Here is a 22,073-nt window from a genome sequence, read left to right as displayed (position 1 = left end):
AAGCTCAGTGGTAGTCGTTCAAGAAAATAGCGGCGTGGTCGCTACCACAGAAGTGTGCAGCACGAATTGCAGTGCTCTGGCGTTGGGGGCTCTATGTTAAAACCGCAACTAGATCAAGAACCGGTAGTGCAGGTCGTCCTAGTGGTTGACGATCTTCAGGATAATCTTGATGCGGTGCAGGAGTTACTCGACCAGCCATCAAGAAAATTGCACTGCGTCAACAACGGTGCGGCGGCGCTTGAGTTCTTGGAAAATCACGACGTTGATTTGATTTTACTCGATGTGCAGATGCCAGGGATTGATGGCTTCGAGGTTGCTCGGCGCTTGCGTGAGAACCCGAAGACCCTATTGACGCCGATTATATTTCTCTCAGGGCTCGATCAAACTGATGCGGTTCTGGCGCGCGGATATGCCTCCGGTGCTATCGATTTTATCAAAAAGCCATTTGACCCCGCAGTGCTCAGTCATAAGGTCAGCGTGTTGCTTGCGCTTGAGTACCAGCGCCGTGAGCTGCGTGTTTTAACTGAGCAACTTGATACTGCGCGCAGCTTCAATGCATCGATACTTGATAACGCTGCCGAAGGCATCATGGTGGTGTCCGATCAGGGGGAAATACGCTACGCAAATCCTGCGCTTGCCAGTATGTTGTGCTGTCCAATAGAAGAGCTTCTGGGCTTGCAGGTACAGCGTTTTCTGCAAAATCCGCCAGTGACTGAAAAGTGGCAGGCCTGCAGTTACTACCAGCGTTGGCTGCAGGGCGAGACTTATTGCGTACATGATGCATTGCTGTTTACCTGCAATGCACAGCAGTTGCCGGTTGCACTATCTTGCTCACCACTCCCGACGCAGCAGGCCATGGTTTTTATGGCGCTGGATATGTCGGTGACGCGTAGCCTGCATCAACAGCTTGAATCGCTGGCTCAGTCTGATGCGTTGACGGGGCTATTTAATCGTCGTGGATTTCTTCAAGCAATGACCACAGCGTTGTCGCGTCGAGACCGAAGTGGACACGGGCTGGCCGTGCTGTATATGGATCTGGATGGATTCAAGCGGGTTAATGATTTACTGGGTCATGATGCCGGTGACGTGCTCTTGTGTCAGGTCGCGAAACAGTTGCGCGGGTGCATTCGCTCATATGACACGCTTGGGCGAATGGGCGGTGATGAGTTCACCTTGCTGCTCGATAGCCTGCGCAAACCCGAGGACGCGGAGCGGGTTGCCAGTAAGTTGATTGAGACTGTATCGGGACGGCGCAATCTCAATGGTTTTGATTTCAATCTGGGCGTCAGTATTGGTATTGCCTATTTGCCTGAAGAGGGCATGGGCGTAGAAGCGCTGCTTGGCGCTGCCGATATGGCGATGTACGAAGCTAAGCGCGGCGGTCGTCGCCAATACCGTATTTATACTGAAGAAATGCGCGGGCGCGAGAACTCGAAACGGGTTTTTGAGGACCAGTTGCGCAGCGCAGTGAGTCAGCAACAATTTAGCCTGGCTTATCAACCGCAGCTCAATCTGGCCAGCGGAGAGTTACGCGGCTTTGAGGCGTTGCTGCGTTGGCGGCAGGCGGATAACAGCCTGATGCCGGCAGCTGATTTTATGCAAGTGTTGGAAGGCTCTCGATTAATCAATGAATTGAGTGTGTGGATCTTTCGCCAGGCTGTCGCACTGCGTCAATCGTTAGCGGATAAGGTGGCTGATGAGGTGTGCGTGAGTATCAACATCAGTGCGCTGCAGTTCAGTTTGACCGGGTTGACCGATGACCTCAGTCAGGCATTGCGTGAGAGTGTGGTGAAGCCCGCGCAGATCGAGCTGGAAATCCCAGAAGTTGCGCTGATGCAAAACATTACTCACAGTCGTGAACAGTTAAAACGGTTACGCAGTTTAGGCGTTAAGACCACACTTGATGGGTTTGGCCGAGGGCCATTTTCGCTAGCTGATCTGCGCCACTTTGATTTGGATAGCTTGAAGATTGATCGGCAGTTCATCAAGGCAATGCTTGAGTCTCCAATGGATGCGGCGATTGTTAAATCGATCATTCAGCTCGGACAAAACCTAGGGCTTGAGGTGATTGCCACTGGAGTTGAAAGCAAAGCGCAACGCGACTGGTTGGTGCGACATGGTTGTCATGCGCTGCAAGGGTTTTTAATTGCGGCGGAACTAAAACCAGAGGAAGTCATGCTGAGTTGGACTTACCGTTCAGTAGAGTTGCAGCCAGCTGATTAACCGGCTGCACGTGAGTGGTTATTGATGCAGGGTCACCAGTTCGGCATCTTTCTCTTGCCACAACACATTGATCCACTGTTGGAATGCCTGCCGGTACTCTGGGTCTTGGTCGTAGTTCTTGCCGATAAATTCAGCTGGGATTTCTAATTCTTTAATATTAACCACCACCTCTCTGACCTCTCCGCTGAGCAGTTTCCAGAAACCGGGGCTGCCTTGTGGATAATGGATGGTGACATTGACGATGCTATGCATCTGCTCACCCATTGCGTCGAGTACAAAAGCGATGCCGCCAGCTTTGGGTTTGAGCAAGTGCTTATAGGGTGATTGCTGCGCAGCATGCTTGCTTGGGTGGTAGCGCGTGCCTTCCAGGAAGTTGAAGATGCCGACCGGGTTCGCGCGAAATTTGTCGCATGTGCGTCGCGTCGTTTCGAGGTCTTTGCCTTTCTTTTCCGGATGTTTCTCTAGGTAGGCTTTGGAATAGCGCTTCATAAATGGAAAGCCAAGCGCCCACCAGCACAGACCAATCACCGGCACCCAGATCAACTCTTGTTTAAGAAAGAATTTTAGCGGGCGAATGCGCCGATTGAGCAGGTATTGCAACACCAGAATATCGACCCAACTCTGATGATTGCTGGTGACTAAATAAGAGTGTTGGTAATCCAGGCCTTCAAGGCCGTTTACCCGCCATTGGGTGCTGCAGACTAAATCCATCCACACCTTGTTGCAGCTTACCCAGAATTCATGGATGAAGTTCATGATCCAGTTACACACGCGCTGCGCCGAGGCAAACGGTAAGCAGATTTTGAGAAAGGTAACGATAAACAAGGGCACGCAGCAGAACAGCGTGTTCAGGATTAAACAGCACAGGCCAATAATGCCGCGCAAAAATGCAGGAAGAAAGTTCAGCATGGGGGCAATTGCCTCCAACAGGTGGGGCGCGCCCCGATTCAATCAAAGCCCGTAGTTTTTACCACAGGTCGGTTTGGGCACAGGTTAACCTGAACTGCATGAACTTCAACTGATGGCAGCTTCAATAACTGTAAAAAATGTTGAGTATCGCCGAGCAACTCTGTTTCGGAGTAGACCGGCGATAATATCCAAATTTATTTGGGCAGGTTTGCAGCCTGAATCGCGGTGAGTGCAATGGTGTAGACAATGTCGTCCACCAGCGCGCCGCGTGACAGGTCGTTTACCGGTTTACGCAGGCCTTGCAACATCGGCCCGACACTGATGCAGTCGGCGCTACGCTGCACGGCTTTGTAGGTGGTGTTACCCGTGTTCAGGTCGGGGAATACAAACACTGTTGCACGTCCGGCCACTGGGCTGTTGGGGGCTTTCTGGCGGCCGACGGATTCAATCGCCGCCGCGTCGTATTGCAAGGGGCCGTCGAGTAGCAACTCGGGCGCACCTAACTTGGCTAGACGCGTTGCTTCGCGGACTTTCTCCACTTCTTCGCCGGTGCCTGAGTCTCCGGTCGAATAGCTGAGCATGGCAACGCGCGGTGGAATGCCGAATGCGCTCGCCGATGCAGCACTTTGTAGCGCGATTTCAGCCAGCTCAGGCGCGCTCGGGTCAGGGTTTACCGCGCAGTCGCCATAGACGACAACTTGATCCGGCAAGAGCATGAAAAACACCGAAGACACCAATTTGTAGGCGGGCGCTGTTTTGATCAGTTGCAGCGCCGGGCGGATGGTGTTGGCGGTGGTGTGCACCGCGCCTGAGACCAAGCCATCGACCTCATCGAGTGCCAGCATCATCGTGCCGAGCACTACGCTATCTTCAAGTTGCGCACTGGCCATTGGCGCGTTCAGGCCTTTACCTTTGCGCAACTCGACCATGGGTTCAACGTAGCGCTCACGAATCAGGTCGGGGTCCAGAATCTCCAAGCCAGGCGGCAGCTCGATGCCTTGCGCCTTGGCCACGCTCAATACTTCTTCTGGCTTGGCCAGCAGTACGCAACGAGCAATACCGCGCTCTTGGCAGATTGCGGCGGCCTGAATGGTTCTTGGCTCATTACCCTCGGGTAGCACGATGCGCTTGTTTGCAGCCTTGGCACGCTGCACTAACTGATAACGAAAGGCCGGTGGTGACATGCGCAGTTCACGCACGGTGCCACAGCGCTCGTGCAGCCATTCATGATTGATATGGTTGGCGACAAAGTCTGCGACTTTCTCCGCGCGCTCTTTATCGTCGACCGGTATTTCACGGTTGAGCCGATTGAGGTTGGTTGCAGTGTCGTAAGAGCCAGTACTCACCGACATGACGGGCAAGCCACTTTGCAGGGCGCCACGACACAGTTCAATAATGCGCGGGTCTGGGGCGAAGTCGCTGCACAGCAGTAAGCCTGCCAACGGCATACCGTTCATGGCGGCAAGGCTGGCGGCAAGAATGATGTCGTCTCGATCACCCGGCGTCACCACCAGTGTCCCCGGCTTGAGCAACTGCACTGTATTGGCGACGGCGCGGGCGCAGAGCACGATTTTGAGCATGCGGCGTTGCTCATAATCACCCGCATTGAGTACGCGCGCACCAAGCAAGTCGGCGATGTCTCGTGTGCGCGGGGCATTGAGCTCTTCTTCCCATGGAATGCAGCCGAGCAGCAGAAAGTCATCGCGTCTGAACAATGGCGACTGTTCTTTAAGGCGTGCGGCAAATGCCTCTATGCCGTCCTCGCTACGCACTTTGTTAAGGATCGCGCCGAGTACTTTCGGGTCTTTCGGGCCGCCGAACATCTGAGCCTGAATTTCAACGCGATCACATAACTCGCTGAGGCTTTCTTGTTCGGGTGCAGAGACAAGAATCACATCGGCATCGAGGCTTTTAGCAAGGTGAAAGTTCACCCGAGCGGCATAGCTGGCTTGGCGGGTTGGCACCATACCTTCGACAATCACCACATCCTTATCGGCGGCGGCAGTTTGGTAGAAACTGATTATTTCTTCGAGCAACTCATCAAGTTGGCCATCACCGAGCATGCGTTCGACATGAGCGAGCTCCAGCGGTTTAGGGGAGTGCAGGCCATGGGTGCGTGCAATGAGTTCGCTGGAACGCTCGAGGCCCAGATCGCCTTGATGCGGCTGGGCAATGGGTTTGAAGAACCCCACCTTGAGCCCTGCACGCTCCAGAGCGCCAACCAGCCCAAGGCTGATTGAGGTGAGGCCGACACCGAAGCCGGTGGGCGAAATGAAGAAGGTATGCATGCTCGGTCCTATGGTTAAGCCTATGGGCTTGTGCGGGATGCGCACAGGGTTGTGAAGGCAGCGGCACAATCACGCGGTGTGCTGTTTCAACAACGCTAGTGTATCGAGGGCTATTTGCCGCTCTTCATTAGTAGGGATTACCAGCACTCGAGTATGGCCCGGCGTATGAATTGGCCCCGCCACCCCCCGAATGCACAGCGCATTGGCTTCGCGGTCGAGTTGCATGTTGAATAAGCTAAGGTGTTGAACAGTTTTATTACGAATCAGGGCTGAGTTCTCACCGATGCCGCCGGTAAAGACCAAGCCGTCGAGGCGCAGTAGCGCGCAGCTCATTGATGCGATCGATTTGGCCAGGCGATAACAAAACACTTCAATGGCCAACGTGGCGCCGACGTGACCTTGTTCGCGAGCTTGTTCAAGGGTGCGCATGTCATTCGACAAACCCGACAAGCCAAGCAAGCCGCTGTCCTGATTGAGGGTGTGGTTAATTTCATCAAGGCTCCAGCCCATCGTTCTGGCGAGATGGCCATGTAGATTTGGGTCGACATCGCCACTGCGCGTCCCCATTACCAAGCCTTCCAGCGGGGTTAGGCCCATGCTGGTGTCGCGGCTTTGGCCATTAACCACCGCGCAGGTCGAACAACCGTTGCCCAAGTGAGCGACTAACCAGCTGCTGTCGCCGTAAGCAAGGCCGCTGAACGAAGCAGCCTGCGCGCTTACATAGTGATGGCTGGTGCCATGAAAGCCGTAGCGACGCACACCGTGCTGACGGTAGAGGACTTCAGGCAACGCGTAGCGAAATGCATGTTCCGGTAGGCTTTGGTGGAATGCAGTATCGAAAACGGCAACCTGAGGTAAATCAGGGAACAGTTTTGTTGCGGCCTCAATGCCCTGAACGTTAGCCGGGATATGCAACGGTGCGAGCGGCTCCAGGGATTTGATTTCCTGCAGTGCTTTGCTGTCAATCCAGCTGGCAGTGGTGAAGTACTCGCCGCCGTGTACGACGCGATGGCCAATACCCAACAGCTTGCCTTGGGCGGCACGCTCTACTAAAGGCAGGAGTTCGGCCAGCGCTTGGCGATGATCGGCATTGCCAATTGGTTTGGAGTCTTTGCTACCGCGATACTGCCAGTGCAGGGCTGCATCAGCGCTGCCGAGGCGTTCAGCCAATCCACTGAGGGTGAAGTCGGGCTCTGTCGGATTGACCAAGGCGAACTTGATCGACGAGCTGCCGCAATTAATCACTAATATATTGCATGCCTGCATTTAGCGTTCCTTAGCATTCTCAGGGGCTGTCTGTACCCGCTTGAGGTGGTGCAATACCGGCTGCACACCAACCACAGTTAAAGGGTTGACCCAGCTGAGCCCTGCGCAGTTCAGGGCTTTGAACCCATTCGCGATTTTGCCACGGCGGCTCATGGCGCAGGTGCTGGGTATGGCCACATGACAATGTGGCCACCCAGTGATCGTCCTCGTCCTGACGAAAGTCAAGCAAGTACACGGTTATGCTGCCAGTCCGTCCGTCTGGGCTGGGTTCGCTTTCGGGCGAGGCCTTGGTTAAACTTGTCCGTTCTTTATTCATAAGCAAAAGGTCCTGCCCCATGCTGATCGCTGCCAATAAGGCCGTATCCATCGACTATACCCTGACCAACGACGCTGGTGAGGTGATAGACAGTTCCGCTGGCGGCGCACCGCTGGTATACCTGCACGGCGCTGGCAACATCATCGCCGGCCTAGAAAAAGCACTGCTGGACAAGAAAGTTGGCGATGAACTGGACGTTTCCGTTGAGCCAGAAGACGCCTACGGCGAATACAGCGCTGAGTTGCTGGCTACGCTGAATCGCTCGATGTTTGAAGGTGTCGATGAACTGGAAGTGGGCATGCAGTTCCACGCTTCCGGTCCAGACGGCAGCATGCAGATCGTTACTATTCGTGAGCTGGAAGGCGACGACGTTATTGTCGACGGCAACCATCCTCTGGCTGGTCAGCGTCTGAACTTCAAAGTGAAGATCGTTGACATTCGCGACGCCAGCGAAGAAGAAGTTGCTCACGGTCACGTGCACGGCGAAGGCGGTCACCAGCATTAATTGCTGCGTGCCGTTTGGTCACACAAAACGACTTATGGTCCTGTTATAAGTGTGACTGGCTGCTAAGCTAGAAGTGAGTAAGAAAGGGCGCCTCAAGGGCGCCTTTTTTGTCCCCTGTGGAATTTGCTGTGAGCTCAAGGAGCAAGCCATGAGTGCCTTTCACGATTTAACTTTGCGGGCTCTAGACGGCCAGGAATTGCCGTTAGCACCGTTTAAGGGCAAGGTCGTTCTGGTGGTGAACGTGGCTTCCAAATGCGGTTTGACCCCGCAATACGCTGGCCTCGAGAAGCTCTACCAAGAATATCGCGATCACGGTTTCAGCGTGCTGGGTTTGCCGTGCAACCAGTTTGCCGGGCAAGAGCCGGACAGTGAAGAGGCGATTAAAGAGTTCTGTACTGCCAATTATGGGGTGAGCTTTCCACTCGCTAGCAAGATTGAGGTTAACGGTGCAGAGCGTCATCCTTTATACCGTTTGCTAGCAGGCGAGGGCGCCGAATTTCCAGGGGATATCACCTGGAACTTCGAGAAGTTTCTGGTCGGTCCTGATGGGCGCGTGTTGGCGCGTTTTTCACCACGCATGACGCCAGAAGATCCTGCATTGATTCACGCGATTGAAAGCAGCGTGGGTATTACTGAACAAGCCATAGGCGCCAAGTAATCGGCTGATTTGCAATCATGCTTGTCTGGGCAGTTGCATCGCGGCTTAATCGACCTAATAAGTCGAGGACGTCGTGATGACCAGTTTTCCTACCAGCTCCGATCCGCAAATGTTGTCGCCGCAGGCTTTGCGTAAGCTGATCGAAAGCCGCCGCGCGGTGCGCCGTTTTACCGCTGAAGCGATTCCCGATGAGGTCATTGTTGACTGCCTTGAGCTGGCCGTATTGGCGCCCAACTCATGCAACCTACAACCCTGGAGCTTTCAGGTTATCCGTGATCCTGCTCTGCTTACCAAGCTGCATCCGGTGTGTATGAGCCAGAATGCAGCAAAGGCCCCATTGATTATCGCGGTGCTGGCACGGCCTGATACCTGGCAGCAAGCCTGCGAAAGCATCATTGATCAGTGGCCGGAACCTGAAGTACCGGCGCGTATCCAGAGTTTTTATCGCAAGACTGCACCGTTTCAATACAACCAGGGCCCGATGGGGTTGTACGGCTTTCTCAAGCGTCAGTTACTGCGCGTTATGGCGCTGAGCAAACCCTTGATGCGTACACCCAACAGCAAGGCGCAAATGCGTATCTGGGCAGTTAAGTCGACTTCATTGGCGGCGCAAAATCTTATGTTGGCTTTTCAGAGCCATGGTTATTCAACCTGTCCAATGGAAGGTTTCGACGAAGTGCGCTTACGCCGCACATTGGATATTCCCCGTGCGGCGATACCGATCATGCTACTGGCTGTCGGTAAGCAAGGTGAGAAGGGGATTTATAACCCGCGCCTGCGTTTCCCCATGGAGCAGCATGTCACGTGGCTGTGAACCCGCGTTCAGTGATGTTTTACCTTAATCACTACTATCAATAGTGCTGGGAATAGTGCTTGCTCAGCTCTATTGTCGCGTTCAACTCATTGATGCATTCACTTGATGGTGGGGCGCCTGCCTTCTCGAGTGTCGCTGACCAGATGCGGGTCTTGCATTGATAATTACCGGAATTGGATTCGCTGCGCGCCATCACTCAGTTGAGTTCGATCAAGGCGCGCTGCTGGAGAAGTTATGACTGCACAAGCCCTGTTTCAGCCGTTTAAGTTGGGTAACCTGACGCTGCCGAGTCGCGTGGTGATGGCGCCGATGACCCGTTCGTTCTCGCCGGGTGGTGTGCCTAACAACGACGTTATCGAGTATTACCGGCGCCGTGCTGCAGGCGGTGTCGGCTTGATCATTACCGAAGGCACCACCGTTGACCACAAGGCTGCCAATGGGTATCCGAATGTGCCGCGTTTTTATGGTGAGGATGCACTGGCGGGCTGGCAGAAAGTGGTTGAAGCCGTCCATGCCGAAGGCGGTAAGATCGTTCCGCAATTGTGGCACGTAGGCAACGTACGCAAACTCGGCACTGAGCCTGATGCGAGCGTGCCGGGCTATGGCCCGTGCGAAAAAGTAAAGAATGGTGAAGTGATTGTCCACGGCATGAGCCACGACGACATCCGCGACGTCATTGCTGCATTCGCCCAAGCTGCGGCTGACGCTAAGCGCATTGGAATGGATGGGGTCGAGTTGCACGGCGCCCACGGTTATCTGATAGATCAATTCTTCTGGGAAAGCAGCAACCAGCGTACCGATGAGTACGGCGGTGACCTGGCTCAGCGTTCACGCTTTGCGATTGAGTTGATTCAGGCCGTACGCGCTGCTGTGGGTGCTGATTTCCCAATCATCTTGCGGTTCTCGCAGTGGAAGCAGCAAGACTACACCGCGCGCTTGGTCGAAACCCCGCAAGCACTTGAAGCGTTTCTCAAACCCCTGTCAGAGGCTGGCGTGGATATCTTCCATTGCTCGACTCGACGCTTCTGGGAGCCTGAATTTGCAGGCTCAGAGTTGAACTTGGCAGGCTGGACACGCAAATTGATCGGCAAACCGACTATCACCGTTGGCAGCGTTGGGCTTGATGGCGAGTTTTTGCAGTTTATGGTCAACACTGACAAGGTCGCACAGCCAGCCAAGCTTGAAGGGCTGCTTGAGCGCTTGAATAATCAGGAGTTCGATCTGGTTGCAGTCGGCCGTGCGCTGCTTGTCGACCCTGATTGGTCGTTGAAAGTCCGTGACGGCCGTGAGGAAGAGATTCTACCGTTCAGTCGCGAAGCTCTGATGAGCCTTGCTTAACCTTTAAAGCTTGCTCAGCCACATACTGGCCGAGCACTTTCCTTAGCCCCGGCACATCGGGGCTTTTTTATGCCTGCTGATTTCACGGCGTCAGGGCTTGGGGTCAGGGTAAGGTGCGACCAGCTGGTAGCTGGGTTATCGGTTGCAGCGCATTGCGTAGATGTTCTTCAAACAGATCGATGATCGCTGTCCAGCCTTGGCGCGCTGCGTGCTGCCTGCCATTGAGGCGTACTCTGCGTAGGCTTTCAGGCGCTTCAAGTAGCCAGCACGCTGCCTCAATAAAACCCTGTTGGTCTTGAGGTGTCGCGAGGGCGCCGTTGTGCCCATGGCGGATATGTTGACTGGCTGCGGCTTGATCGTAAGCAACTACGCCGAGCCCGGACGCCAGAGCTTCAAGCAGTACATTACCGAAGGTCTCGGACAGGCTGGGGAAGACGAACAGGTCACTTGAGGCGTAATGCGCCGCCAGTTGTTCGCCGCGCTGCACGCCACAAAATATCGCTTCGGGTAGTTGCGCCTGTAGTTCAGCGCGTTGCGGCCCGTCGCCGACTAGAATCAGTTTCAGGTTGCGCTGTGGATAGCTCTGTTGCAGCGCCATGAACGTGTTAATCAACAGTTTCAGATTCTTCTCTGCGGCCAGTCGGCCGACGTGAATCACTGCGGTATCTGACTCACCGAGCCCCCATTGCTGGCGGAGCTCACTTGAGCGCTTTGACGGATTAAACAATTGGCTGTCTACACCGCGCGAGAGCAGTTCAACACGCTCAAAACCGCGCCGTTCCAGTTCTATTTTCTGGCTGACGCTTGGCGCCAGAGTCATGCGTGAGCGGTTATGAAACCAGCGCAGGTAATTGGTGATTAGCCGCGTCAACACGGCGGCGCCATAATGCCCGCTGTATTGTTGGAAGTTAGTATGAAAGCCACTTACAACAGGAATATTCAAGTGTTTGGCTGCGCTCAATGCAGACCAGCCGAGCGGGCCTTCTGTGGCGATGTACAACACATCTGGGCGTTGTTTGCGCCAGCGATTGAGGAGTTTGTGCCGCGCTGACTGGCCCCACTGCAACCCCGCATAACCGGGTAGCGGCCAGCCGCGCGTGAGCACTAAATGCTCGTCGCTTTTGCGCTCGCGGTCGCTGCTTTGTCGTGGCCGAATCAGCTGTAGTTGATGGCCGCGCTCACGCAAGCCATTAACCAATCGCTCAAGGGTATTGGCCACGCCGTTGATTTCAGGCGTGAAGGTTTCAGTAATGAGTGCGATGTACAGTGAAGGTGTGTTCATGACAGCAGTTTCGGCTGCTGTCATGTAGTCAATGTGACGAATTTATTGCGATATTATGAATGTGTTTGGCTGGGCGCTACCCGAGTATCGCCGCGCTCGCGTACCCAAAACAACGTGGCACCTGCTACGGCCGCAGGCATCATCACCAGGTTAACGCCGGGGATCAACAGGGCCAGGTAGGTACTTCCTCCAAAACCGAGTGACTGCCAGCGTTTCTCACGCAACCAGGCGAGCATGTCCTGCCAGCTCATCTTGTTATTGTCCGCCGGGTAGTCGATGTATTGAATTGCCATCATCCATACCCCGAACAATAGCCAGAGCGGCGCGGCAACTAAATTGACCACTGGGATAAACGACAACACGAACAGGCCAATCGCCCGTGGCAGAAAGTAGCCCAGTTTGCGCATTTCGCGACTCAGCGTGCGCGGCATCATTGCGGCAAGTTCACCCCAGCTGAACGGCGGGAAGTTATCCTCACCACGCACTACAACTTCAACTTTCTCAGCAAGAAAGCCGTTGAATGGCGCCGCAATAATATTGGCGAGCATGGTGAATGTGAAGAAGATCATCAGCAGCACCAACACCACAAACAGCGGCCAGATGATGTACTCAAGAAAGCTCAACCAATTGGGAAGGTTAGGCATAAAGGTGTCGACCCAGCCGCTAAATTGTTGCGTGGCAAAGCCCACTAGAGCGCCAAACAGCAGCAAATTGATGGTCAGCGGCAAGAGTACAAACAGGCGCAGACCGGGGCTGAGGACCAGTTTAAGGCCTTCGCTGAGGTATTGCGGGCCAGATAGTACGGGGGCAGGCATAGGAGTTTCCGTGAAAAACAAGTTGTGCAGACCTTACCGACTTTACAGCGCAGGGGAAAGCTTCGGCAGGCGCTAGCCCGGTGTCTTTACACAGTTATAGTCGTGGTCTATGCGGTGAATTGTTAAAGCAAATTTCCATCAATCAAGCAGCCCCGGTAATCTTCGCCACAGTTAAGTTTTGGGGCTACTGCTTTGACCATGACCTTCCCCTAGGTGTCCAGGTAGCCCCGCTTTATTTTGTCAGGCTCAGCGCCTGTGGGAGTCAATTATGTCGGCTACACGTCACGCACGCGTCATTATCCTGGGTTCTGGGCCTGCTGGTTACAGTGCAGCGGTTTACGCCGCTCGGGCTAACCTCAAGCCGCTGCTGATTACCGGTATGCAGGCGGGTGGTCAGCTCACGACCACCACTGAAGTCGATAACTGGCCGGGTGATGTGCATGGCCTTACCGGCCCGGCACTGATGCAGCGTATGCAAGAGCATGCCGAGCGCTTTGAAACCGAGATCGTGTTTGACCACATCAATGCAGTTGATCTTGCCGGTAAGCAGTTTACCTTGGTGGGTGATAACGCAACCTACAGCTGCGAAGCCTTGATCATCGCGACCGGGGCAAGTGCTCGCTATTTGGGCCTGCCGAGTGAAGAGGTATTCATGGGTAAGGGCGTTTCAGCTTGCGCCACCTGTGATGGTTTCTTTTACCGTAACCGTGAAGTTGCGGTAGTTGGCGGGGGGAATACCGCAGTTGAGGAAGCGTTATATTTGGCCAACATTGCCAACAAAGTAACGTTGGTTCACCGCCGTGAAACCTTCCGCGCCGAAAAGATTCTGCAAGACAAACTGCAGGCACGAATTGCCGAGGGTAAGATCGAGCTCAAGCTCAATGCTCAGGTTGAGCAAGTGCTGGGTGATGACATGGGGGTTACCGGTGTGCGTTTGCTCAATAACGACGGTAGCCACTCGGAATTGAAGGTGGACGGGCTGTTTGTCGCCATTGGTCACACCCCAAATACCTCGTTGTTCGAGGGCCAGCTTGAGCTTAAAGATGGTTATCTGGTGGTTCAGAGCGGTCGTGAAGGTAATGCCACTGCGACCAGCGTGCCGGGGGTGTTTGCCGCGGGTGATGTGGCGGATCATATCTACCGTCAGGCGATTACCTCGGCAGGCGCCGGGTGCATGGCCGCGTTGGATGTTGAACGCTACCTTGATGGACTGTGATTACTGCGTAAGCTAACCAAAAAGCCCCGCATTGTGCGGGGCTTTTTTTGTTGGGTTAAATTGTTGCGTCAAATCCAGTCTTTACCGCGAACGGCTAAGCGGCTGTTGCGCAAACTTAACGGCGCGCAAACCATGCACCATCAAAGCACGGATGTTGGCGTGGTCTGAACCTTCCGGCGTTGCCAGGACACTGCGGTAGTGTTCGCCAAAGCAGCGCAGCGCTTCGTCATCGCTCAGTTCTTCGAGTAATGCCAAGCCGAGGACTTTACACGACCCCTCGTTTTGCCCCGCTGCGTTTTCAACGCCACCGTTGCTGAAGGCGCTGGGCTGGTAATGATACTGGCTGGCAATAAATTCCAGGGTTTCAGCAAAGTTGAATGTGTCGCTGTTCAGGCGTGTACGAAATTCTTGCAGGGCACTCATGCAACTTATCCTTTGCTGTTTTGCTTGTTCAGGGCAGCCAATTGTTCGGCTGTGGCTTCTTGCTGGTATTTGGCTTTCCAGTCAGCGTACGGCATGCCGTAAACCTCTTCGCGGGCCTGGTCCGGGGTAATCGCTACCCCGTTGTCATCTGCTGCAGCTTTGAACCACTTGGACAAACAGTTCCGGCAGAAACCGGCCAGATTCATCATGTCGATGTTTTGCACATCAGGACGGCTGCGTAGATGTTGCACCAGGCTACGGAAAGCAGCGGCTTCGAGTTCGAGACGTTCTTGATCAGTCATGGCAGTGCTCCGGGCGGGCAGGGCAGGAATGCGCCGATAATAAAAGGCTAATAGCCGGGCGGCAATCCTTGCTGCGGTTGTCGTTGCGCAACGCCCTCATGAGGCGTTGCGCAAGACCATCACTTTCTGCGCTTAGCGATGACCGGCAAGTGTGATCGACACGGACTCGGCAAAACGCAGGGCATGGGGCTTGTCGACCTCCACTTCAGCGTAGCGCACGGCATCGTTGCGCATGACTAAATCGAGAATTTCCTGGGTCAGGCGCTCGAGCAAGGCAAAGCGATTGTCTTCAACATGCTGGATGATCGCCTTGGTGATGGTGCGGTAGTTCAGTGCGTGATCGATGTCGTTGTCACGTACAGCGTCTACTGCCGGGTAGAGAATTGTCAGATTGATCAACACGTCTTGTTTGTTGTTGATCTCTTCTTCTTTGATCCCGATAAAGGTGCGCAGGCGCAGATCCTTGACGCGAATCCGTGCCATCCCGGGTTCCAGTCGCGGCATAGTTACTTACTCCGTCCAATCAATTGCAGAAATTCGTGGCGGGTATTGTACGACTCACGAAACGCCCCAAGCATGACAGAAGTACTCATTACTGAGTTCTGCTTTTCGACACCGCGCATCATCATGCACATGTGCTGGGCTTCAATGACCACCGCAACCCCCTTGGCTTGTGTGACTGTCTGAATAGCGTCGGCAATTTGCCGAGTCAGGTTTTCTTGAATTTGCAGGCGGCGCGCGTACATATCGACGATTCGGGCTATTTTTGACAGGCCCAGCACTTTACCGGTCGGGATATACGCGACATACGCCTTGCCAATAAAGGGCAGCAAATGGTGCTCGCACAGCGAGTAGAGCTCAATATCCTTGACGATGACCATCTCATCGTTATCGCTGGCAAACAGTGCACCATTGACCACTTCTTCGAGACTTGTTGTGTAGCCGTGACACAGGTACTGCATGGCTTTGGCTGCGCGTTTGGGTGTGTCCAGCAAGCCTTCACGCTCGGGGTTTTCGCCCACTCCTATCAATATCTCACGATACTGATTGGACAGTTGATCGTTCATTCAAGAGTCCTCAAGGCCCGCTTCATTTCAGGTGGCGGCCGCCATTTACGGTAAGGGTGGTGCCCGTGGTGTACGGCGAGTCGAGTAAGTAGCGTATAGATTGGTAGATCACATCGGGACCGGGTTCTATGCCCAGTGCTGACTTTTTCAACGCTTTACTGCGATAGGCATGATCGTCATCTGGATTGAACATGATCAGCGCGGGCGCAATGCTGTTGACCTTGATGTAGGGGGCATATTTGGCGGCAAAGGATAGATTCAGGCTTTCAAGGCCTGCCTTGCTCGCGCAATAGGCGATATGTTTGGCGCTGCCTTTGCGCGCCACATCATCGGTGATGTGGATGATATCGGCGCAGGGCGATTGTTCTAGCAACGCCGCACAGTGCAGGTTGATCAGGTAGGGCGCCAACATGTGCACATTGGTCATTTGCTGGAATGTCTCGGCTTCATGACCGGGCTGCTCAGCCAGCCAGCTCGAGGCGTTATGAATGATTGCTCGTAGGCTCTGCACTTGGCTTTTAAGTGTTTCGATAAACTCGAGGATACCGGCCTCGGAGCTGAAGTCGGCGGGTATTGCCAGCGCACCTTGTGCGCGCAGGTGCTCAATACTGTTGCGCTCAGTACGGTAGGTGACAACGACCGGCTGCCCTTCATCCAGCAGGCGTTGGGCGCAGTACAGGCCAATGCGTTGACTGGCGCCAGTAATCAAAATCGGGGCGAGGTCGGCACTCATGATTCACTCGGGTTAAAGGTTAAGGCGGTTCAGTCACGTCGCACCGGATCTCTGACCCGTAATGCGAACTCCAGCCGAACCGTGCTTAACGCTATACCAGCAGTTGTTCTTGTACAACCATGCAGGCTTATGCGCGAACGGTAGATGAGCCGCTCAACTCTGCATCCCCAGGTCTTCGAGTTGAGAAAGGTGAGTGCTGAACACAGGCGGTGGATGACCTGCCGTGCGGCAGGTCATCATTTAGTCGCTTACTTTGATTCGTCCAAAAAGCTTACCAGCGGCTTGATGAAGCGATCGAACGCTTCGATGTGCGGCATATGACCGACGTTATCGAGTTCCACTAATGTTGCGTCGGGAATCGCTTTAGCCGTCTGTTTACCCAGTTGGTCATAGCGGCCGAGCGAAGCTTTTACTTCGCCGCTGACCCGGTCCTTGCCAAGTGCAGAACGATCACGTGTGCCAATGATCAGTAAGGTCGGCATGCTCACTTGGCCAAACTCGTAGACCACCGGTTGGGTGAAGATCATGTCTGCGGTTAACGCCGCATTCCAGGCGAACAGTGGGTAATCTTTATCACTGGTTATGCCGGCCAGTAGATTGACCCATTCGTCATAGCTAGGCTGCCACTTGTTATCGTAGTAGCTGGCAAGCTGGTATTGCTTGACCTGCTCGTAGTTGCTTGCCAGTACCGATTTATAGATAGCATCTACTGAGGCGTAAGGGACTTTGGTTTTCCAGTCTTCAAGGCCAATCGGGTTGACCAAAATCAGCTGTTGCGTGACATCGCTGAACATCAAGCTAAAGCGAGTTGCGAGCATTCCGCCCATGGAGTGACCCAAAATGCTGGCTTTTTCGACACCCAAAGAGTCGAGCAGTTGCTTGGTGTTATTCGCCAGTTGCTGGAAACTGTATTGGTACGCGATGGGTTTGGTCGATTTGCCGAAGCTGATCTGGTCCGGTGCGATGACTCGATACCCCGAGTTTGTCAGCACCTTGATGGTGTCACGCCAATAGGCACTGTTGAAATTTTTACCGTGCATCAGAACGATGTTTTTACCGTTACTTTTACCTTCTGCAGGGGGTACGTCCATGTAAGCCATTTTCAGCGGCTGAGTCGAGCCTGCGTGTTGTTGGCTGTTCAGTTCAAAGAAGCTGACGGGATAGGGATATTGGTAATTAGCAAGGTCGATGTCGTAAGCCGGTGGTGTCGCTGCTGTTGAAGCTGTTTTTGCCGGTTCGGTGGTGGTTGCATGGGCGGGTAAGGTGGCCAGGCTTATGCTGAGAAAGGCCGCAGCAGTGGTCATCAAATTGTTCGAAAAAAAACGAGTCATGCGGGTCATATAGAAACAGTCCATTTGCGCGGAATAATCAGCTCACGGCTGCAAAGCGGAGCTATGAAGATGGTTCTACGTTGCTGGCAGCGCCGCCTGCCTACAAATCGGTAGGCAATATGTAAGCGACTTCAGAGCAGTCTATAGGACCCTTCCGAGGTGCTTTTATGGATTTTGTAACCCCAAACTACTGTAGCTGCTGACGACGTTTTCACGTATTAGCTCAAGGCGAAAACCATTGAGCTAAACGGCTTGAAGCGGTCATGGACAGTATTGTTACGAAGGGTTATCGAGTGCTTGTCGCTTCAACGGTACGTAGCATGGGGCGTCGACGGCTATGCAGCCATGGTGCGAGTAGGCGGGTTGATAGCGGGATAAACCAATACGTCATCAGCGGTGTGAGCGCCAAGGTCGAAAGCAGTACTCGGTTAATCAAAGAAAAGTCGCTGAGCCAGCCACCGAGCAGAAGATTGAAACACAATGATACCGGGAAGAACGCCAGCCAAATTGCCACGCTCTGTTTCCAGCGGGGCGGTTGGCGATGGGCCGAACCAAACCAGGAGTCAATGCCGACTGCGCGCTGTTCCTGTGGCTGGGCAAATAAACCGGCGCCGCGTGCAAGCCAAGCGGTACGCGAAGCGGAGTGCTCCCACGACGCGAGGGTTTGTTCGTCAGCGAAACGGAAAATAATCTGGAACTCATCGCCGGTAGGTGGCGGAGCCAACACGCCAGAGCCCAAGTAGCCGGGGAAGTCAGTGGCCAGGTGTTCGCCCTCATGTAGCCAGGCGATAAGGTCGTGATAACGCCCGCTGGCAACGCGGCGCGCCACCATCAAGGTGACAGGTTGTGCAGACATTGTGTATCTCCATTAAACCGGGCCTGCATTCAGGGTATGAGCGCAGGCAATACGTTGCTCGGGATAGTGAGCAACGCAAAATATAAGCAAGGATTATTCCGATTTTTAAGAAATTAGCCAGAGCGGGCTTAGCAGTTAGTATCGTTGGAGTTGCCAGTCCGCGTTTTGCAGCATCTTGCACCGCCCAGGTGCAGTCGGCAGGCTAAGTGGGGCGTATCAGGCAGCAAGTCTGATAACTCAGATGAAGAGTAGGCATGTGATGTTTCAGTTGATCAATGCAGGTTGTTGTATTGATCCCTTCACTTCAAGCCGCTTGCACAGAAAGTTGCGTGTACAGATTTCGTACAATGTGCGACCCACACAGCTGAGTTACACTATCGGCACTATCTTTTGCCGAACCCGCTGCTATGTCAGATCCCGTTGGTGCATTGTCTTTAAACTCCAGTGCTCTAAAACAGGAAGAACTGTTTCCTATTCGTGAAGTTTCGCGTTTGACCGGCGTCAATTCAGTCACATTGCGTGCTTGGGAAAGACGTTACGGGCTTCTTCAGCCGACGCGTACTGAAAGTGGACACCGTTTGTACTCGCAGGCTGATATTGAATCTGTACGCAGTATTCTGGCCTGGACTGAACGTGGCGTAACGGTCAGCAAGGTCGGCAAGATTCTCGCCAAGAGCAGCTCGGCCAAAGCTGCCAGCGCACCGGTGTACGAGGTGGCCACTGCGTCAGAGTGGCAGCAGTGGCAAACGCAGGTTCGCATTGCTGTTGGCTGCTTTGATGACCTGCAACTCGATCGCCTGTACGGCCAAATATTTTCCAGTTATCCACTGCCAGTCGTGTTTCAGGACATCCTGATGCCGCTGTGGCAGGACTTGTTAATGCGTCATGATGATGTCAGCCAAGCCAGTGAGTGGCTGTTCTACGACACCTTCCTGCGTGGTCGCGCACTGCAGCGTTTGCATGCAATGCGCAGTCAAACTGAAGAGCGCGTGCTATTAGCTGCGCTACCTGGCCACTGTCGTGAGCTCGAGTTACTGGTGACGGGCTTATTACTCAGTGACTCCAGTGCCGCAGTCACCGTTTTGGGCGTTGGTCAGCCCCTTGGTGAATTGGCTTATCTGTGTGAGCGTATTAAACCCTTGGGGCTGGTGTTGTTTTCCAATCAGCCGCCCAATGAACAACTACCCCAGACACTTAAGCGCCTAGCGTTAGCAGTTAATTGCCCGGTTAGTTTGACAGGTGCTTGTGCAGACCTGATTGAGGATGTGCTGAGCGGTACAGCCATTGCCTGCCTGGGGAGTGAGGGGCGTTTGATGTCGCGTCGTTTGCAGCAGTTTCTGGCCGGGCATCTCGATACTTAACCAGGCTCGATACTTGATCTGGCAAGCAGACTGCTTATTCCGGATGCGCTTGTGGATACAGGGCGCGGTGCTGCAGATAAAGAAACTGCTGCAAGCGTTCGCTACTGAGGTTATCCATCGGGTCCAGCTGGTAAGCAACAAAGGCTTTGCTCGCTCTACGCACGAACCGGCCCTTTATTGAAATCGGTTTTTGTCCACCAAGCGGCAATAACAAATTGAATTGGGTGGGGGCTTTGCGGTTTGGTGGTGGCTCAATCAGCAGGCCATTCAACGACAGTTCATGCACCATCAGGCCGCTTTTACTGCCGTTGAGATTGCGCAGCTCAAGTGGTGTCGTTAAAGGCAACCGCCAAGCACGTCTGTCAGTGCCGGACTCATCGAATATTTGCGGGATGCCTAGCTCAAGATGCTGATTGTGCTGAGCATCCTCGGAGACAAACGGGGTGAAGATCATTCGTTGGTTGGCAAAACGTGCGTCAATGGTCAGCTTTTCAACGTTCGCGTAATTACTGAGCAGGTCTTTTAGCGACTCTTCGAGGTCAATCTGGACAGACAAAGCCCCAGGCTGCTTGTTTGCAGGCCGGTTATACAGATGTTGGATAAACTCCAACTCATCGTCTGTAAGCAGTACTGGTTCTTGCATATCGAACTCTACGCAAAGCGTTGCTGATCAACATACGACAACCGAGCGCAGGTTTAGTTTTACCCCTGAACTAAGAAAATGTATCCGTTAGTCGGGTTTTAAGCAGTGCAACCTCAGCCTCCAGCTGTTTGAGCCGCTCCCGCTCTTGCGCCTGCGGTGTCATATTTTCCTGAGTATCTATGCAGTAAGAGAGATTCTCACTTTCAGTGTAGACAGGAAAAATTGATTGCACATTCCCGCATGAATTCACGGCACGCACATCAATGTTTAGATTTTTGAGGGTGGCGTAGCTGGTGAGTAAATCTTTCAGTGATACTTCGAGGCTTATTTGAGTAGCCAGAGGTTCGGGCGGCTTACTTTCTGGTCGGGTATAGAGCTGCTGTATAAAAGCTCGCTCTTCTTCCGTGAGTAGTTCTGGTTCTTCCATGATGAACTCTACGCGAAACTTTGATAGTTCAGCCTTTATAGAAAAAAATAAGCCTAGCGTTTAGGTGGAAAGGGTGTATCCGCAAGCTGGGCTTTGAGATGTGCAACCTCAGTTTCCAACTGTTTGATACGCTCTTGTGCTTGCACTTGCTCTGTGACGTTTTTCTGAATTCCAATGAAGTATGTGAGGCTATCACTTTCATTGTAGATCGGCGTAATGGATAGCTCATTCCAGAATAAAGAGCCATCTTTTCGGAAGTTTCTTAGGACTTGCCGGCAAGGTTTACCGTTTTTAAGCGCTTCGCGGATTGCTTGAAGCCCTTCTTGATCACGATTGTCAGCCTGCAGGAATCGACAGTCTTGGTACAGAATGTCGTCACTGGAATAACCCGTCAGCGCTTCAAAAGCGGGGTTGGCGTAGATCAGGATGTTGTCATCACCTTCTTGCTCGGCGACTACGATGCCATCGTTCGATGCGTCGACCACCAGCTGTAGCAGTTTTGCACTGATCATGCATTGAATTCCAAGTCTAGGTTAGTGGATTCTAAAACATCCAATGAGGCTGTCCAGTTGCGGCATAATAACCCTTGAATTGGGCAGTTTTTGGAGCAGTTTTATGAAAGTCGCGATCTTTTCTGGTTCGGTCTATGGCACCGCTGAAGAAGTCGCTCGTCATGTTCAGGGGCTATTAAAGGCCGCTGGTCTAGAGACGTTCTATAACCCGCGGGCTAGTTTGTCTGATGTGCAGGCGTTTGCTCCAGAGGCCTTTTTAGCCGTGACATCAACCACCGGCATGGGCGAACTGCCGGATAACCTCCAGCCCCTGTATTACGCTATTCGTGATCATCTACCTGCTTGGAGCGGACTGCCTGGCGGTGTTATCGCGCTGGGTGATTCTAGTTATGGCGATACCTTCTGCGGTGGTGGAGAACTGGTACGCGAGTTATACGCTGAGCTAGGGATTCGTGAGGTTCAGGACATGCTGCGTCTCGATTCCAGTGAAAGCGTGACTCCAGAAACTGACGCCGAGCCTTGGCTTGCCGACTTTATTGCGGCGCTCAAAGCCTAAGGAACCTCTGAAAAACTACTGCGCTAGGTATTACTGGGGCAGCCCGTGCTGCGTTGAAAAGCTGCTCAAAATGCTCATTTAGGACAACTAAACTGTGCTTTTTCGCATTTTTTCGTCTTGTACTCCCGTCGCTCGCTACCTTTTTCAGAGGTTCCCTAGCCGCATAGGCAGGCTGGTATTCAGCGCCTGAATGTCAGCTGTTAATACGCCGTGGTGTCTCGCTGGGTCACTA

Annotated in this window: 24 protein-coding genes; 8 read left to right on the top strand and 16 right to left on the bottom strand. The window is 53.6% G+C overall.

Features of this window, described 5'->3' with window-relative positions; genetic code table 11:
- Positions 1-93: 93 nt before the first annotated feature.
- Positions 94-2,223 carry a bifunctional diguanylate cyclase/phosphodiesterase gene (locus B9K09_RS17140; protein WP_087517958.1) on the top strand — a complete coding sequence of 710 codons (2,130 nt, stop codon included), beginning with the start codon at positions 94-96 and terminating at the stop codon, positions 2,221-2,223.
- 18 nt (positions 2,224-2,241) lie between these two features.
- On the opposite strand, the gene B9K09_RS17135 is transcribed toward B9K09_RS17140, so the two are convergent.
- The 4 genes from B9K09_RS17135 to B9K09_RS17120 form a co-directional block, all read right to left on the bottom strand.
- On the bottom strand, positions 2,242-3,129 hold the full coding sequence (locus B9K09_RS17135) for an acyltransferase (protein WP_177408734.1): 888 nt from the start codon (positions 3,127-3,129) through the stop codon (positions 2,242-2,244).
- Between the two features lie 197 nt (positions 3,130-3,326).
- Positions 3,327-5,420 (bottom strand): phosphate acetyltransferase, encoded by a 2,094-nt coding sequence (gene pta / locus B9K09_RS17130; RefSeq protein WP_087517956.1) that lies wholly within the window; start codon positions 5,418-5,420, stop codon positions 3,327-3,329.
- 69 nt (positions 5,421-5,489) lie between these two features.
- Entirely contained in the window at positions 5,490-6,686 is a 1,197-nt protein-coding gene (locus B9K09_RS17125; RefSeq protein ID WP_087517955.1) for an acetate kinase, read from the bottom strand.
- A gap of 19 nt (positions 6,687-6,705) precedes the next feature.
- A complete protein-coding gene (locus B9K09_RS17120; protein ID WP_087519144.1) occupies positions 6,706-7,053 on the bottom strand; it encodes a DUF3565 domain-containing protein in 348 nt (115 codons plus the stop codon).
- Here B9K09_RS17120 and B9K09_RS17115 point away from each other — a divergent pair.
- From B9K09_RS17115 to B9K09_RS17100, 4 genes are all read left to right on the top strand, one after another.
- On the top strand, positions 7,022-7,507 hold the full coding sequence (locus B9K09_RS17115) for a peptidylprolyl isomerase (protein ID WP_087517954.1): 486 nt from the start codon (positions 7,022-7,024) through the stop codon (positions 7,505-7,507). The genes B9K09_RS17120 and B9K09_RS17115 overlap by 32 nt on opposite strands.
- Positions 7,508-7,655: 148 nt before the next feature.
- The gene (locus B9K09_RS17110) at positions 7,656-8,165 is read left to right on the top strand and encodes a glutathione peroxidase (protein ID WP_087517953.1); all 510 of its coding nucleotides are present in this window, start codon (positions 7,656-7,658) and stop codon (positions 8,163-8,165) included.
- A 76-nt stretch (positions 8,166-8,241) separates the two neighbouring features.
- Positions 8,242-8,979: a nitroreductase family protein gene (locus B9K09_RS17105; protein WP_087517952.1), complete on the top strand. Its 738-nt coding sequence runs from the start codon at positions 8,242-8,244 to the stop codon at positions 8,977-8,979.
- A 234-nt stretch (positions 8,980-9,213) separates the two neighbouring features.
- Positions 9,214-10,317 (top strand): NADH:flavin oxidoreductase, encoded by a 1,104-nt coding sequence (locus tag B9K09_RS17100; protein ID WP_087517951.1) that lies wholly within the window; start codon positions 9,214-9,216, stop codon positions 10,315-10,317.
- 103 nt (positions 10,318-10,420) lie between these two features.
- Here B9K09_RS17100 and B9K09_RS17095 read toward each other — a convergent pair whose 3' ends face one another.
- Both B9K09_RS17095 and cysZ read right to left on the bottom strand, forming a co-directional pair.
- Complete coding sequence (locus tag B9K09_RS17095) at positions 10,421-11,623, bottom strand: glycosyltransferase family 1 protein (RefSeq protein ID WP_087517950.1); 1,203 nt, start codon at positions 11,621-11,623, stop codon at positions 10,421-10,423.
- Positions 11,624-11,652: 29 nt separating this feature from the next.
- Positions 11,653-12,414: a sulfate transporter CysZ gene (gene cysZ, locus B9K09_RS17090; protein WP_087517949.1), complete on the bottom strand. Its 762-nt coding sequence runs from the start codon at positions 12,412-12,414 to the stop codon at positions 11,653-11,655.
- Between the two features lie 268 nt (positions 12,415-12,682).
- Here cysZ and trxB point away from each other — a divergent pair, with 268 nt between their 5' ends.
- Entirely contained in the window at positions 12,683-13,630 is a 948-nt protein-coding gene (gene trxB, locus B9K09_RS17085; RefSeq protein WP_087517948.1) for a thioredoxin-disulfide reductase, read from the top strand.
- Positions 13,631-13,711: 81 nt separating this feature from the next.
- Here trxB and B9K09_RS17080 read toward each other — a convergent pair whose 3' ends face one another.
- The 7 genes from B9K09_RS17080 to B9K09_RS17050 all read right to left on the bottom strand — a co-directional run bounded on the left by B9K09_RS17080 (position 13,712) and on the right by B9K09_RS17050 (position 18,342).
- Positions 13,712-14,053 carry a HopJ type III effector protein gene (locus B9K09_RS17080; RefSeq protein WP_087517947.1) on the bottom strand — a complete coding sequence of 114 codons (342 nt, stop codon included), beginning with the start codon at positions 14,051-14,053 and terminating at the stop codon, positions 13,712-13,714.
- A 5-nt stretch (positions 14,054-14,058) separates the two neighbouring features.
- Positions 14,059-14,355, bottom strand: a complete 297-nt coding sequence (locus B9K09_RS17075) for a DUF1244 domain-containing protein (protein ID WP_087517946.1) — start codon at positions 14,353-14,355, stop codon at positions 14,059-14,061.
- A 132-nt stretch (positions 14,356-14,487) separates the two neighbouring features.
- The gene (gene folX, locus B9K09_RS17070) at positions 14,488-14,859 is read right to left on the bottom strand and encodes a dihydroneopterin triphosphate 2'-epimerase (RefSeq protein WP_087517945.1); all 372 of its coding nucleotides are present in this window, start codon (positions 14,857-14,859) and stop codon (positions 14,488-14,490) included.
- Between the two features lie 2 nt (positions 14,860-14,861).
- Complete coding sequence (folE, locus tag B9K09_RS17065) at positions 14,862-15,422, bottom strand: GTP cyclohydrolase I FolE (RefSeq protein WP_087517944.1); 561 nt, start codon at positions 15,420-15,422, stop codon at positions 14,862-14,864.
- A gap of 22 nt (positions 15,423-15,444) precedes the next feature.
- Complete coding sequence (gene folM, locus B9K09_RS17060) at positions 15,445-16,155, bottom strand: dihydromonapterin reductase (protein WP_087517943.1); 711 nt, start codon at positions 16,153-16,155, stop codon at positions 15,445-15,447.
- Positions 16,156-16,403: 248 nt separating this feature from the next.
- Positions 16,404-17,486 (bottom strand): alpha/beta fold hydrolase, encoded by a 1,083-nt coding sequence (locus B9K09_RS17055; protein ID WP_087519143.1) that lies wholly within the window; start codon positions 17,484-17,486, stop codon positions 16,404-16,406.
- A 286-nt stretch (positions 17,487-17,772) separates the two neighbouring features.
- Positions 17,773-18,342 (bottom strand): antibiotic biosynthesis monooxygenase, encoded by a 570-nt coding sequence (locus B9K09_RS17050; RefSeq protein WP_087517942.1) that lies wholly within the window; start codon positions 18,340-18,342, stop codon positions 17,773-17,775.
- A 407-nt stretch (positions 18,343-18,749) separates the two neighbouring features.
- Between B9K09_RS17050 and B9K09_RS17045 the strand changes: the two genes are divergently transcribed.
- On the top strand, positions 18,750-19,703 hold the full coding sequence (locus B9K09_RS17045) for a MerR family transcriptional regulator (RefSeq protein ID WP_087517941.1): 954 nt from the start codon (positions 18,750-18,752) through the stop codon (positions 19,701-19,703).
- 34 nt (positions 19,704-19,737) lie between these two features.
- Here the strand turns inward: B9K09_RS17045 and B9K09_RS17040 are convergent, their stop codons facing one another.
- The 3 genes from B9K09_RS17040 to B9K09_RS17030 form a co-directional block, all read right to left on the bottom strand.
- Entirely contained in the window at positions 19,738-20,346 is a 609-nt protein-coding gene (locus B9K09_RS17040) for a PilZ domain-containing protein (protein ID WP_087517940.1), read from the bottom strand.
- 70 nt (positions 20,347-20,416) lie between these two features.
- Positions 20,417-20,773, bottom strand: coding sequence for a hypothetical protein (locus B9K09_RS17035; protein ID WP_087517939.1), 357 nt, complete (start codon positions 20,771-20,773; stop codon positions 20,417-20,419).
- A gap of 53 nt (positions 20,774-20,826) precedes the next feature.
- Positions 20,827-21,285, bottom strand: a complete 459-nt coding sequence (locus tag B9K09_RS17030; protein WP_087517938.1) for a PAS domain-containing protein — start codon at positions 21,283-21,285, stop codon at positions 20,827-20,829.
- A 103-nt stretch (positions 21,286-21,388) separates the two neighbouring features.
- On the opposite strand from B9K09_RS17030, the gene B9K09_RS17025 reads away from it, so the two are divergent.
- Positions 21,389-21,841, top strand: a complete 453-nt coding sequence (locus B9K09_RS17025) for a flavodoxin (protein WP_087517937.1) — start codon at positions 21,389-21,391, stop codon at positions 21,839-21,841.
- The last annotated feature ends 232 nt before the right edge of the window (positions 21,842-22,073 follow it).

This window comes from Pseudomonas sp. M30-35 (assembly GCF_002163625.1).
GTDB lineage: Bacteria > Pseudomonadota > Gammaproteobacteria > Pseudomonadales > Pseudomonadaceae > Aquipseudomonas.
The sequence above is the reverse complement of the archived record's forward strand: the minus strand, read 5'-3'. Positions and strand labels throughout refer to the sequence as shown.

Coding starts and splice junctions, on each gene's coding strand:
- B9K09_RS17050 (WP_087517942.1), bottom strand. CDS start 18,342: ATGTCTGCACAACCTGTCACCTTGATGGTGGCGCGCCGCGTTGCCAGC.
- B9K09_RS17140 (WP_087517958.1), top strand. CDS start 94: ATGTTAAAACCGCAACTAGATCAAGAACCGGTAGTGCAGGTCGTCCTA.
- B9K09_RS17100 (WP_087517951.1), top strand. CDS start 9,214: ATGACTGCACAAGCCCTGTTTCAGCCGTTTAAGTTGGGTAACCTGACG.
- B9K09_RS17115 (WP_087517954.1), top strand. CDS start 7,022: ATGCTGATCGCTGCCAATAAGGCCGTATCCATCGACTATACCCTGACC.
- folE (WP_087517944.1), bottom strand. CDS start 15,422: ATGAACGATCAACTGTCCAATCAGTATCGTGAGATATTGATAGGAGTG.
- B9K09_RS17080 (WP_087517947.1), bottom strand. CDS start 14,053: ATGAGTGCCCTGCAAGAATTTCGTACACGCCTGAACAGCGACACATTC.
- B9K09_RS17030 (WP_087517938.1), bottom strand. CDS start 21,285: ATGATCAGTGCAAAACTGCTACAGCTGGTGGTCGACGCATCGAACGAT.
- B9K09_RS17120 (WP_087519144.1), bottom strand. CDS start 7,053: ATGGATACGGCCTTATTGGCAGCGATCAGCATGGGGCAGGACCTTTTG.
- B9K09_RS17105 (WP_087517952.1), top strand. CDS start 8,242: ATGACCAGTTTTCCTACCAGCTCCGATCCGCAAATGTTGTCGCCGCAG.
- B9K09_RS17075 (WP_087517946.1), bottom strand. CDS start 14,355: ATGACTGATCAAGAACGTCTCGAACTCGAAGCCGCTGCTTTCCGTAGC.
- B9K09_RS17095 (WP_087517950.1), bottom strand. CDS start 11,623: ATGACAGCAGCCGAAACTGCTGTCATGAACACACCTTCACTGTACATC.
- trxB (WP_087517948.1), top strand. CDS start 12,683: ATGTCGGCTACACGTCACGCACGCGTCATTATCCTGGGTTCTGGGCCT.
- pta (WP_087517956.1), bottom strand. CDS start 5,420: ATGCATACCTTCTTCATTTCGCCCACCGGCTTCGGTGTCGGCCTCACC.
- B9K09_RS17035 (WP_087517939.1), bottom strand. CDS start 20,773: ATGGAAGAACCAGAACTACTCACGGAAGAAGAGCGAGCTTTTATACAG.
- B9K09_RS17110 (WP_087517953.1), top strand. CDS start 7,656: ATGAGTGCCTTTCACGATTTAACTTTGCGGGCTCTAGACGGCCAGGAA.
- B9K09_RS17055 (WP_087519143.1), bottom strand. CDS start 17,486: ATGACTCGTTTTTTTTCGAACAATTTGATGACCACTGCTGCGGCCTTT.
- folM (WP_087517943.1), bottom strand. CDS start 16,155: ATGAGTGCCGACCTCGCCCCGATTTTGATTACTGGCGCCAGTCAACGC.
- B9K09_RS17125 (WP_087517955.1), bottom strand. CDS start 6,686: ATGCAGGCATGCAATATATTAGTGATTAATTGCGGCAGCTCGTCGATC.
- cysZ (WP_087517949.1), bottom strand. CDS start 12,414: ATGCCTGCCCCCGTACTATCTGGCCCGCAATACCTCAGCGAAGGCCTT.
- B9K09_RS17025 (WP_087517937.1), top strand. CDS start 21,389: ATGAAAGTCGCGATCTTTTCTGGTTCGGTCTATGGCACCGCTGAAGAA.
- B9K09_RS17040 (WP_087517940.1), bottom strand. CDS start 20,346: ATGCAAGAACCAGTACTGCTTACAGACGATGAGTTGGAGTTTATCCAA.
- folX (WP_087517945.1), bottom strand. CDS start 14,859: ATGCCGCGACTGGAACCCGGGATGGCACGGATTCGCGTCAAGGATCTG.
- B9K09_RS17045 (WP_087517941.1), top strand. CDS start 18,750: ATGTCAGATCCCGTTGGTGCATTGTCTTTAAACTCCAGTGCTCTAAAA.